The sequence below is a fragment of the Paenibacillus sp. B46(2026) genome, from assembly GCF_056786355.1.
This window is the reverse complement of sequence record NZ_CM165907.1, coordinates 1-12,223: the sequence shown is the minus strand read 5'-3', so window position 1 is coordinate 12,223 and position 12,223 is coordinate 1. Positions and strand designations below refer to the sequence as shown.

Genomic DNA, 12,223 nt, shown 5'->3' with positions numbered 1-12,223 from the left:
ACGAGATTAAAAATCTCATTTGTGCTCCAGTCGATTCAAGCCAAGGCTTGTCTCAAACTTTCGCGTTCATTCTGCAAGCAGAATGTTTACTCACTCGTTGTTCAGTTTTCAAAGATCAAACTCATTTCGTTACCGAGCGTTGTTCACATCAGCAACTTTTATATCATAACACTTCCGAACCAACTTTGCAAGCTCTTTTTTTAAGTTTCTTTCGAAGCTTATCCGTTTCGCTTGCCGCACCGTGTGAACCGTGTTTTCTTGGCCGGAATTAGAATATACCATGTACAGATCTACATTGCAAGTCTTTTTTTGGTGATTATAAATTTTTCTATAATCTTTGTGATATATCTACATTACCACTTTTATCTCACATAAAAAGGCCCCTCTATAAAAGAAAGACCCTCTCATCAAGCTGCTCTAGTATTTATAGTTAACCAATAACCTCTTGAATGTGAAGCTGCCTTTGTTGCATTAGGTTAATGATGGTTCCTTCTACCGACACCATTGGCCGTGTAGGATGATCTCGATCAGAGAATACAATCTCCCCAATTTGATTATTGCTGAGTTTTACTCGGATGCCATTATGGATCTGGGTTGACCGTTGAACAAATACACTTACAATTGCGGGGTCTAATTTCCCAAACGCTTCACTCTGGATCTGTTCCAGGACTAGATACGGTGATTGTGCCTTGCGGTAGATCTTCTCCAGCGTCATGGCGTGGAAAATATCAGCGATAGCTACAATTTTGGCGTAGATATGAATCTGCGTTCCGCTAAGCTGCAATGGGTATCCCGATCCATCAACTTTTTCATGATGCTGCAAGGCTGCAAGTCTAGCTCCCTCATTAATGGCCTTTGCCTGTTTAAGAATCTGATAGCCATATTTAGTATGCTGCCGGATCTCTTCCTGCTCTGTAACTGTCAACGTGGATGGTTTATGAAGAATCTGTGGATCTACTTTGTTGTTGCCAATATCATGGAACAAGCCTGCAAAAGCAACTTGCATCCAATCCTTGGAGGGGAGATCCATCCATTGAGCCAGTTGATACGATGTGATCGCGCTCAGTACAGCATGGTGATATACATAATCATGTTCTTTCATTACTCGTGGACTAAAGGTAAGCAGATTATATTGTTTGAGATGTACAAATAAAGCCTCCAACTGTGTACGCAACTCATATACAGGCAATTCAGCCGCGAGAGAGGACAGGAATGCACTTTTGGTTAATCCGACCATCTTCTCATACTCATCCTGTAGAGACGTTGCTGCAGAAGCTGTGACGGTGTTTCCTGCCTTACCTGCCGGTTCCCCATTCTTCTCACTTGCTGTACTTCCTGCGGACGCAACTGCACCTTTGGTGCCTGTACTGCCCGCTACCGTTCTTTCTTGTTCAATATCCACCTGGTGAATCATAAAAGCTCTGAGCACTTCCATATCCTTAGGTAAAATGACTTTGCCCTTCTGAAGCAGGACGTTGCCGCGAAGCGTTTGTACATCACTCCCAAGTTTGAGTCCTGGTTTGACCTCTGACAGGGTGATTAATCCCATGTTGATTCCCCTCGCTCATCGTTCTTCTATGTTAATAACAAAACAAGACCATAGTCCCGGTTTTTCTTGATATTTCCCATTATATTACTCAAAAATCAGGCTGTACATCCCAGATTCTGAGGAAGGAAAGATGGACATTCCTTTATACAACAAAAGGGCCCCCAGTAGGAGCCCTTTAAAATCTTGTTCCAATCACCAAGAGATTGGTCTTTAGAAAATTTTATCTTATGCTTCCGAACCAGAATCGTCGCCCTCAACTTCAGCGTCAGCAACGGTGCCTTCTTCTAGGCTTACCGCAGGAGCTTGGGAATCCCCGCCTTCCGAGCCTTCAAGCAATTCGTCGTCTGGTTCTTCTTCATTTTTGTCAATTCGGCTGACTGTAGCTACGGAATCCTCGTCACGAATATGAATCAGTTTCACACCCTGCGTGTATCGACCCATAGTGGATATGCCTTCCATGCTCATCCGGATCAAAGTACCGCTAGATGTGATAATCATCAGATCCTCTTCAGTTTTAACCATTTTGAGGCTGACTACTGCACCGTTCTTCTCTGTAACATTAATGGTCTTGATCCCTTTACCGCCACGAGTCTGCATCCGATAATCACTGACAGGTGTACGTTTACCGTAACCTTTGGCTGTAACGATCAGAACATCAAGCTCTTTATCGACTACATCCATACCAATAACGGCATCCTGTTCATCCAATGTGATCCCTTTAACCCCGGTTGCACTACGTCCCATGGAACGTACGTTACCTTCCGAGAATCGGATGGACATTCCGTGAGCTGTACCCATAATGATCTCTTGCTGTCCATCGGTCAGCTTAACATCAATCAGGATATCATCATCACGCAAGGAAATACCGATCAGGCCGCCTTTGCGAATATTGGTGTAATCCTCAAGTGGCGTCTTCTTCACAACCCCTTGGCGGGTAGCAAAGAACAAGTATCTGTCACTTTCGAATTCCTGAACCGGAATTACGGCATTGACCGATTCGCCCTGCTCAATCTGGATCAGGTTGATAATCGGCGTTCCACGTGCGGTACGTCCAAGCTCTGGAATCTCGTAAGCTTTGAGACGATACACTTTACCTTTGTCTGTGAAGAACATGAGGTAATTGTGAGAGTTGGTCACAAACAGATGCTCAACGAAGTCGGTATCTTTGGTGTCCATCCCCACAACCCCACGCCCACCACGCTTCTGGCTGCGGTATGTGGATACCGGCAGACGTTTCACGTAGCCTGTATGGGTAATCGTGATGATAACCTCTTCACGCGGAATCAGGTCTTCATCCAGAATACTTTCTTCACCTACAGTAATCTCTGTACGGCGATCATCGCTAAAGCGGTCGCGAATCTCTTGCAACTCCGTACTGATAATCTCAAGTACGAGATGCTCATTGGCCAAAATTTCACGATACTCCCTGATTTTGACCATCAGTTCGTTATATTCGTTCTCAATACGTTCACGTTCCAAACCTGTAAGGCGTTGCAGACGCATATCGAGAATAGCTTGAGCCTGATCATGACTGAGTGAGAAACGCTCAATCAAACCTTCTCTGGCTGCATCCGCATTACTGGATGAGCGAATCAACGTAATTATCTCATCGATATGATCCAGTGCAATACGCAAGCCTTCCAGAATGTGTGCACGAGCTTCAGCCTTTTTCAGTTCAAACTGCGTACGTCTGCGAATAACCTCGATCTGATGCTGCAGATAGTGATACAACACTTCACGCAGGTTCAGAATTTTAGGCTCTTTATTTACAATCGCAAGCATGTTAATCCCGAAAGTGGATTGCATCGATGTATGTTTGTACAAGTTGTTCAGAACAACCCCCGGATTCACGTCTCTGCGGAGTTCAATTACAACGCGCATGCCGTTACGGTCAGACTCATCACGCAGGTCTGTAATGCCATCAATCTTTTTATCACGTACCAACTCGGCGATTTTCTCAACGAGTCTCGCCTTATTTACCTGATAAGGCAGCTCCGTAACGATAATTCGCGCCTTGTTGTTGTTCTCTTCGATGTTGGTTTTAGCCCGCATCGTTACGGAACCACGTCCGGTCTGATACGCCTGGCGAATGCCTGAGCGGCCCAAAATGTAGCCGGACGTAGGGAAGTCTGGTCCTTGAATGTAATCCATGAGCTCCATGGATGTAATGTCCGGATTTTGAATCATGGCCTGTACACCATCAATGACCTCGCCCAGATTATGAGGAGGAATATTGGTGGCCATACCTACCGCGATTCCGCCGACCCCATTGACAAGCAAGTTAGGAAAACGAGCAGGCAGAACGATTGGTTCATGTTCTTCACCGTCATAGTTTGGCTGGAAGTCAATCGTATCCTTGTTGATATCTCTGAGCATTTCCATAGCAATCTTGGACAAACGTGCTTCGGTGTAACGCATGGCTGCTGCCATATCACCATCGACCGATCCAAAGTTACCATGTCCATCTACATGCATATAACGCAGGGAGAAATCCTGTGCCATCCGTACCATCGTCTCGTAAACAGCAGAGTCACCGTGTGGGTGATACTTACCGATAACTTCGCCGACGATTCTGGCTGATTTTTTATGTGGTTTATCGGGTGTCATGCCGAGCTCTGACATCGCGTACAGAATACGCCGGTGAACCGGCTTCAATCCATCACGCACGTCAGGTAAGGCACGGCTAACGATGATGCTCATCGCATAATCCATAAACGATTCACGCATCTCGACGCCTATATCCCGATCTGTAATCTGAGAGTTCATTTCTTCCGCCATGCTGGACCTCCTTCTTGTCCTTCAACAAACGTTCCATTCCGTCATACAAAAAAATTGATTATATGTGAAAAGCCTAACAAGGCTAAAACCGCGCAAGAACGCTACTCTTTATTATATTACTTTCACAAAAGTTACACAATTAAACGTCCGCTGGGCAATAGCCTTTCTTCCGGGAACTTCTGCGTGTCTGGGGATACGCCCTGCCTTCCTCCCCAATTGCACATACAATGCTAGAAAAACGGCATATGTACTGTGCCTACCGAGGCTAAAGCCATTCCCGTCCTACGATCAAACTGCAAATTGTGCAGCTCATCGCACAAAACGCCATATTTCTCTATTATACCACTGAAATCGTCTCTTGTCCTTTGATTTCTCCGTGTCTTTCCCTCTTTAGAACTGAGCAAAACATGAAAGGACTGATGAATCTTGGGTATCCAACGCGTCTCCAGTAAATGGGCCAAAACAGCTGTGTTACAACGCAGTCGCATTGTGAATGAATATATCCCAGTGACCCGAAAATATAGCCGTCAAACTCTGGAACGAATGACTGAATTATTTGAGTCCAACTATATCAAACCGGACCGTGGTACTTACGGTAATGGCGTTATGCGGGTGAAAACAACCCGTTTATACCAACCTGTTGTTAATTCCGAAGATTCCACCACAGATGCAGAGGTTTCGGAAGAAACCAATGATCGGAACCTGGCTGATGAACCCGAAGCAAGTGCTGTTACCTCCAGATCTACCTATCTCACAACAACATATCAACTCCAATACGGTACAGAGGAGAGATCATTTCATTCCCTGGACGAACTCGAACGAGCACTGAATGATCGCATTCAGGAACGTGATTATATCATTCAACAGGGAATCTCGCTGATGAAGCATGGAGATTTGCCTTTTGACTTGCGTGTGTTAACTCAAAAAAATCTGCAACACAACTGGGAAACAACAGGTGTGCTTGGACGTGTTGCTGCGCCGGGCAAAATCATCACCAACATTCATGGCGGTGGGCGATTGGCCACGTTTGAAGAACTCGTACTCCCCCATCTTCACCAGGAGGACTTCAAAAAACTTCGCACTGAGCTGTACCGCTTAGGTATTCATACCGCTGTGCAATTGCAAACATCATTTCCAAGACTCAAAGAGATTGGTATTGATATTGCGCTAGACGAAGCAGGGCGTCCCTGGATTCTTGAAGTCAACACACTGCCAGGCATTTATGCCTTTGGCTTATTACCGGACAAGGAGGCATACCGGAAGATCAAACGTTATGCGATTGCCTACGGTCGTTTACCCTCCAAAAAGGTTAGAACCTCTCGTCCATCCCCTAAAGCACAGGCCTCGTCTGCCAAAAAACGTGTTCGCAGATAACAAAGGGATACGGAAGTCTATGTCTACTGCCTTCCCTATTCCATACTTCCCCTAATATAAAAAGGCGCCCTCGCAGGCGCCTCTTCGAATATGTTAAATGTCGAGGTTTTTCACGTATTTCGCATTTTCCTGGATAAAGTCACGACGCGGTTCAACGTTATCCCCCATCAGGGTGTCAAACATGGTATCAGCAAGGATGGCATCATTAATCGATACTTGCATCATAGTCCGACTCTCCGGATCCATCGTTGTTTCCCACAATTGTCCGGCATTCATCTCACCGAGACCTTTGTAACGCTGAACGTTGAACTTCGCATTTTCACCGAGACTTGCAATAATTTCATCACGCTCTTTCTCGGAACCAGCGTAGCGAATCACTTTGTTACGCTCAATCTTGAACAATGGCGGCTGCGCAATGTATACATAACCAGCCTCAATGATTTTACGCATGTACCGATACAGGAATGTCAGAAGCAGTGTTCGGATATGAGCACCATCGACGTCGGCATCTGTCATCAAAATGATTTTGTGATAGCGGGCTTTGGCAATATCGAAGTCATCACCAATACCTGTACCCATCGCCGTAATAATCGCTCTAATCTCCGCATTACCCAAGATCCGGTCCAGACGAGCTTTTTCCACGTTCAGAATCTTACCACGGAGCGGCAAAATCGCCTGGAAATGTCGATCCCGACCTTGCTTAGCTGATCCGCCTGCAGAGTCACCTTCGACGATGTACAATTCGCTGATTGAAGCATCCTTGGATGAACAGTCGGCCAGTTTACCTGGAAGAGAGCTTACTTCCAGTGCACCTTTGCGACGTGTCAGTTCCCGGGCTTTACGGGCCGCTTCACGAGCACGTGCTGCTTGCAGACCTTTTTCCAAAATGCGACGGGATACGGAAGGATTCTCTTCCAGGAACTCCTGCAGTTTCTCGGCAAACAAGGATTCGACAATCCCACGCACTTCGCTGTTGCCCAGCTTGGTCTTCGTCTGTCCTTCAAATTGCGGTTCTGGAATCTTGACCGAAATAATAGCCGTCAAACCTTCACGCACATCGTCCCCGGAAAGGTTCCCCGTGCTGTCTTTGATTACCCCTGCCTTACGGGCGTAGTCATTGATGATCCGTGTAAGGGCACTCTTAAAACCTGATTCATGGGTTCCGCCCTCATGCGTGTTGATATTGTTCGCGAAGGAATAGATATTCTCGGTGTAGTTGTCATTGTATTGCAGCGCAACTTCCACCTGGATGTTGTCTCTGGAACCTTCGACGTAAATTGGATTTTCATGCAGTACTTCGCGCTTCTGGTTGAGGAAGGAGACATATTCAATAATGCCGCCTTCGTACAGGAACGAGTTGGTTGCACCCGTACGCTCATCCGTCAATGTAAGACCAATGCCCTTATTCAGGAACGCCAGCTCACGAATACGGGCAAGCAAGATGTCATATTCATAAACTCTCGTTTCCGTGAAAATTTCAGGGTCTGGATGGAACCTAACTGTTGTTCCCGTTTCGTCAGTTGTACCGATTACTTTCAGGTCATACTGTGGAGCTCCACGGCGATATTCCTGTTGGTAGATATGTCCCTCACGTTTAACCGTTACAACCACTTTTTCAGAGAGAGCATTCACAACGGATACACCGACACCATGCAAACCACCGGATACTTTATATCCGCCGCCGCCAAATTTCCCCCCTGCGTGGAGGACAGTCATAACTACCTCAAGTGCAGGACGTTTCATTTTGGTATGTTCGCCGACAGGAATACCCCGACCGTTATCGACTACAGTCACGCTGTTGTCTTCATGGATACTGACCTCAATGTGGTCACAGTAACCTGCAAGCGCCTCGTCGATACTGTTGTCCACTACTTCCCAGACCAGATGATGCAGGCCCTTGGAACTGGTGGAACCGATATACATCCCCGGACGCTTCCGTACCGCTTCCAATCCTTCAAGGACCTGAATTTCATTCGCATCATATGACGGTTGATTCATAGACATGCCTTTCACCTACTTCTATAGATTCAATATCGTAAATATGCGTTAACTAAGAATGTTTGCTGAAACAGGCAACGTCCTTCATTTCAGCCAGCTGTCCAAATTAAAGACAATCAGCAAAAGACACACCTTTATGCCACACAAACGCTAGAGATCAGGAAAAATGTGAGCCCGCTTCTTCAGCGTAGCTGAGGAAATAGGCGAGTAGTACACAATGTTTTTGGTCACCACAATGGACTTGGCTTCCTCTTCGCCGATGTGTTCCACTGTTTTTTCCTGCTCGGCATGCGTGACATACTGCTTGGAGATCTTTGAGGATTTTTCAATCGATATATCAAAAATAGCGACCAATTCGGAAGAACGGATGATCTTCTCACCGCCCAGATGAATGTACATAAGCCCTCACTCCTTAGCGTTCAACCTGTCCGGCATGAACGTGATAAATACTGGCATCTTTGAGCTTGTCAACGTTCAGGCTCTCAATCCCCGTAGCCGTAATAAAGGTTTGCACCTTGCTCTGGAACGTTTCGATCAGCTGCGTCTGGCGAAAAGGGTCCAGCTCGGACAGGACATCGTCCAGCAACAGAACTGGATATTCTCCGATTTCTTCATGAATCAGTTCAATTTCCGCAAGTTTAAGGGACAACGCTGTTGTGCGCTGCTGCCCCTGCGAGCCATATGTTTGTACTTCCCGATCGTTAATGAAAAAGGACAGGTCATCCCGATGCGGCCCACTAAGGGTTGTGCCTCGGCGAATCTCCTGCTCTTTCATTTGTGATAATTTTATCATAAATTGGTCCATTAAGACAGCTTCATCTTCTTCAGCCGCTTCGCTGAAGGACGGAAGGTAGGCCAGCCGCAAGACTTCTCCGCCTCCGGTGATCCCCTGATGAATCGTTTCTGCCCACTTTTGCAGTTTCTTTATGAATTGTTTCCTTTTTTTGACGATTTTAACACCATGCTCGACCAGTTGTTCGTTCCACACCTCAAGCATCGTCTGGGCTGATGCCCCTTGTCCCCAAAGCTGCTTAAGCAAATTGTTTCGTTGGACGAGCACTTTTTGGTATTGCTGCAGGTGATACAGGTAACCTGGTGCTACCTGCCCGATCTCCATGTCAAGAAACCGGCGGCGGACCCCCGGTGTGCCTTTTACAATCTCCAGATCCTCCGGTGCAAACATCACGACATTGAGCGCTCCGACAAAATCACTTAACTTGCGCTGCTCCAGGCCGTTAATTTTTGCTTTTTTGCCTTGTTGCGACAAAGATAGTTCAAGCTTGACCGATCCGTACTTTTTGTCGACCTCTGCTGCAAGTCTGGCACGTTCCTCACCGAAACGGATTAACTCCTTGTCACGGGATGTACGGTGGCTCTTGGTGAGTGCGAGTACAAAAATCGCCTCTGCAAGATTGGTCTTGCCTTGGGCATTTTGCCCAATCAACAAGTTTACGGGACCAAAAGAATCCAGTCTCAGATGTTCATAATTGCGGAAATTCTGCAGATCAATGCTGTTCACAAACACGCGGTAACCTCCCTTTTATCCCGTCCGTCAGGAGGCAGCAGGATCGAACTGGTCTTCTTATTCTGCAGCAACTTCGAATGTGCCTTCTCCGTCCACTTCAACGATATCCCCAGGGTATAACTTACGTCCCCGGCGTTCCTCAGGCTCTTTATTCACACGTACAAGACCTTCCTGAAGCAGGGCTTTGGCCATACCTCCAGTTGGGATGCAATCAGCCAGTTTCAAAAATTGATCAAGCTTAATATATTCCGTACGAATCGTAACTTGGTTCACTGTGATCTTCCTTTCGTTAGTTGGTCGTCCGATATGGCAATATCACGTATAGGCTGTGACTGTCATCCAGCGGTTTCAAGATGATTGGACTCATAACTCCTGTAAAAGCGATCATCAGCTGCTCACTTTCAACAACTTTCAGCACATCCAGCATGTATTTGGAGTTGAACGAGATTTTTAACGGATCTCCTGTAAACTCGGCAGGTTCGATTTCTTCTCTTACTTTACCTAGCTCGGAAGAGCTTGAAGAAATTTCAACAGATCCCGAATCCATGGTTTGCATACGCACGATGTTGGTTTTCTCTTCACGCGACAGCAAATAAGCCCGGTCGATGGATTCACTTAATTTTTTTGTATCTAAAACAAGTTCTGTTTTGTATGACGTTGGAATAATTCTAGAAGTATCCGGATATGTTCCATCCAAAATACGGGAGTAGAACAATACACGGTCGATTTTGAACAGGACCTGGTTATCTGCAACAACGATATCCACAAGGGTATTTTGATCCGGAACAATTTTGCTGAGTTCGTTCAGCGTTTTACCCGAAATGACCACGTTGTTGAAGCGGATACCTTCTGCATTATCCAGCATTGCTGATCGAGTAGCAAGACGGTGACGGTCTGTTGCCACAAATTTCAATTCGTTGTCACCCAAACTCCAGAGTACACCTGTCAGGATTGGAGTGGTCTCATGTGTGGAAATGGAGAAGACGGTTTGTTTGATCATATTTTTCAGCAAATCTCCTGGAATGGAGACCGTTTGGTTTTCTTCGATGCTTGGCAGTACCGGGAATTCTTCCGGATCAAGACCTACCAGTTGAATCTCGGTAGCACCTGCGGAGATAAAGGTGTTGAAGTTCTCTTTGACTTCCATGTGCACTTCTTGCGATGGCAGCTTCTTGATGATCTCCACGAAAAACTTGGCTGGCAAAACTACACTGCCCGGTTGATCTACCTGAACTACGCTTTTATCTCCATCTTCAAGCGGGATGAAGGATTGAATGGATATATCGGTGTCACTTGCTGTCAACGTTACACCTTGATGATTCACGTCGAATTTGATACCGCTCAGGATCGGAATCGTTGTACGGCTCGAGATCGCTTTGGATACTTGCTGTATGGAATCGTTTAAGTAGTTTTTCATTATGCTGATTTTCATGGTTTCACTCCTAGCTGATTTTTTGGGTGTTGGGGTGTTAAAAGGTGTTTTTCAAAGGCCGAAGGCTAAGCTCCGAAATGGCTATTTTGGAGATGATATCTTTAAGTTCTTTTTAGTAATAATAGTAATAGGGGCACTGAATATGTGGATAAGTGGGTATAAACCCGTACACCCAAGCCTATCCACATGTGTATACGTTGTGCATAGGCTTGGGACTTGTTCAGGTTGGATTCTTTATTTTTTCGGTTAAGTTGTTGATAACTTTATAGAGATCCTGATCGTTTTTAATCGCTTGGGAGATTTTTTCGTGAGCATGTATGACAGTGGTGTGATCTCGTCCTCCGAATGCTTCCCCGATTTTGGGCAGAGAAAAGTCTGTCAGTTCACGAGAGAGATACATGGCAATCTGTCTTGGGAAAGCAACTGCCTTGGTCCGTTTCCGTGCTTTGAAATCTTCAAGCTTAAGGCTATAGTACTCGCCGACCTTTTGTTGGATGTCATGAATAGTGATCATTTTGGGACGACTGGAAGGAATAATATCCTTCAGTGCTTCAGCTGCCAGATGAGTGGTTACATCTTGATTAGTCAGCGAAGAATAAGCAACAACGCGAATCAGTGCACCTTCCAGTTCACGGATGTTGGTGTCAATCTGGTTGGCGATATACATCATCGCTTCATTCGGAATATCCAGGTTTTCCGCACGTGCTTTCTTACGCAAAATAGCGATCCGTGTCTCCAGATCTGGAGGCTGGATATCCGTAATTAACCCCCATTCAAAGCGAGAACGAAGTCGTTCTTCCAGTGTCGGAATTTCCTTCGGGGGTCTGTCGCTGGAGATGATGATCTGTTTCCGTTCCTCATGCAGCGCATTAAACGTATGGAAAAATTCCTCTTGTGTCGATTCTTTTCCCGCCAAGAACTGAATATCATCAATGAGCAGAATATCGACGCTCCGGTATTTGTTACGGAAGCTCTCCCCGCGGTTGTCACGGATCGAGTTAATGAATTCGTTCGTGAATTTCTCAGACGACAAATAAACGACTTTGCTGCCCGGATCATGCTCCAGAACGTAATGTCCGATTGCATGCATCAAGTGAGTTTTACCGAGACCTACTCCTCCATACAGAAAGAGAGGATTGTAAGCTTTGGCGGGCGCTTCAGCGACCGCCAGCGATGCGGCATGGGCAAAACGGTTGCCCGGCCCGATGACAAATGTATCGAACGTATATTTCGGATTCAGCATGCTGAGTACCGCTTCTTCCTGTACAACTGTAGGTGTTGGTGCCGGCAGTTGCGGGTCCGGTTCAGCAGGCTTGTTCTCTTCGATGACAAATTTCACATCGACTTGTTTGCCAAGCAACTCGTATACCGTCGAGCCAACCAATTTGGTGTAACGGCTCTCCAGCCATTCGACGGCAAACGTAGTTGGCGCGGAAATGACGATTGAACGGTCATTCAGCTTCGTTGCTTTGGTTGCCTTGAACCAGGTGTCAAAGCTGGGTTTGCTGAGTTTGTTTTGTATGATTGATAAAATTTGCTGCCATAAATCAGAAGTATGGCTGTCCAC

General features: G+C 46.1%; 9 protein-coding genes. 1 reads left to right on the top strand and 8 read right to left on the bottom strand.

Going from position 1 to position 12,223, the window contains the following annotated elements:
• Positions 1 to 430 precede the first annotated feature (430 nt).
• Positions 431 to 1,549: an HD-GYP domain-containing protein gene (locus AC1S8V_RS00045; RefSeq protein WP_482071978.1), complete on the bottom strand. Its 1,119-nt coding sequence runs from the start codon at positions 1,547 to 1,549 to the stop codon at positions 431 to 433.
• A gap of 225 nt (positions 1,550 to 1,774) precedes the next feature.
• Positions 1,775 to 4,327 carry a DNA gyrase subunit A gene (gene gyrA, locus AC1S8V_RS00040; RefSeq protein ID WP_482071977.1) on the bottom strand — a complete coding sequence of 851 codons (2,553 nt, stop codon included), beginning with the start codon at positions 4,325 to 4,327 and terminating at the stop codon, positions 1,775 to 1,777.
• Between the two features lie 426 nt (positions 4,328 to 4,753).
• On the opposite strand from gyrA, the gene AC1S8V_RS00035 reads away from it, so the two are divergent.
• On the top strand, positions 4,754 to 5,701 hold the full coding sequence (locus AC1S8V_RS00035) for a YheC/YheD family protein (protein ID WP_482071976.1): 948 nt from the start codon (positions 4,754 to 4,756) through the stop codon (positions 5,699 to 5,701).
• Between the two features lie 93 nt (positions 5,702 to 5,794).
• Here the strand turns inward: AC1S8V_RS00035 and gyrB are convergent, their stop codons facing one another.
• From gyrB to dnaA, 6 genes are all read right to left on the bottom strand, one after another.
• A complete protein-coding gene (gene gyrB, locus AC1S8V_RS00030; RefSeq protein ID WP_482071975.1) occupies positions 5,795 to 7,705 on the bottom strand; it encodes a DNA topoisomerase (ATP-hydrolyzing) subunit B in 1,911 nt (636 codons plus the stop codon).
• Positions 7,706 to 7,849: 144 nt separating this feature from the next.
• Entirely contained in the window at positions 7,850 to 8,098 is a 249-nt protein-coding gene (gene remB / locus AC1S8V_RS00025; RefSeq protein WP_017691405.1) for an extracellular matrix regulator RemB, read from the bottom strand.
• A 13-nt stretch (positions 8,099 to 8,111) separates the two neighbouring features.
• Complete coding sequence (gene recF / locus AC1S8V_RS00020) at positions 8,112 to 9,224, bottom strand: DNA replication/repair protein RecF (protein WP_076216624.1); 1,113 nt, start codon at positions 9,222 to 9,224, stop codon at positions 8,112 to 8,114.
• A 57-nt stretch (positions 9,225 to 9,281) separates the two neighbouring features.
• The gene (yaaA, locus tag AC1S8V_RS00015; protein WP_036611994.1) at positions 9,282 to 9,497 is read right to left on the bottom strand and encodes a S4 domain-containing protein YaaA; all 216 of its coding nucleotides are present in this window, start codon (positions 9,495 to 9,497) and stop codon (positions 9,282 to 9,284) included.
• Positions 9,498 to 9,513: 16 nt separating this feature from the next.
• Entirely contained in the window at positions 9,514 to 10,656 is a 1,143-nt protein-coding gene (dnaN, locus tag AC1S8V_RS00010) for a DNA polymerase III subunit beta (protein WP_017691408.1), read from the bottom strand.
• A 220-nt stretch (positions 10,657 to 10,876) separates the two neighbouring features.
• Positions 10,877 to 12,223 carry a chromosomal replication initiator protein DnaA gene (gene dnaA, locus AC1S8V_RS00005; protein ID WP_036611990.1) on the bottom strand — a complete coding sequence of 449 codons (1,347 nt, stop codon included), beginning with the start codon at positions 12,221 to 12,223 and terminating at the stop codon, positions 10,877 to 10,879.